Below are 434 nucleotides of genomic sequence, written 5' to 3' on the forward strand. Positions count from 1 at the left end.
GCGCGTGCTGGACGTTGGTTCGGGCGGCGGCCTGCCGGGCATTCCGCTGGCCATCGCCTTCCCGGATGTCAGCGTCACGATGGTCGACATCGTGCAGAAGAAGACCGCCTTCCTGACGCAGTGCCGCGCCGAGCTTGGCTTGGCCAATGCCCAATCGCATTGGGGCCATGTAGAAAAACTGGCCGATGCCACCGGCTACGGCGTCATCACGTCACGCGCGTTTGCCGAGTTGGTCGATTTCGTGAATCTGGCCGGGCACCTGCTGGCGCCCGGCGGCCGCATGGTCGCCATGAAGGGCGTGCGCCCGGATGCCGAAATCGAACGCCTGCCCGCCGGCTGGACCGTCGAAGCCATCGAGCGCCTGACCGTGCCGGGGCTGCCGGCTGAGCGTCACCTGGTCATCCTCGCGCCGTCGGCGTGAGCGAACGTTGTAG

The 434-nt window shown here is 67.3% G+C and carries 1 protein-coding gene; it reads left to right on the top strand.

The features are described from left to right. A partial coding sequence (gene rsmG / locus FL311_RS43695) for a 16S rRNA (guanine(527)-N(7))-methyltransferase RsmG (protein WP_141333603.1) occupies positions 1-421 on the top strand: 421 nt, incomplete at its 5' end. Positions 422-434 lie beyond the last annotated feature (13 nt).

The organism is Myxococcus sp. AB025B (genome assembly GCF_006518215.1).
In the GTDB taxonomy this organism is placed as follows: domain Bacteria; phylum Myxococcota; class Myxococcia; order Myxococcales; family Myxococcaceae; genus Myxococcus; species Myxococcus fulvus.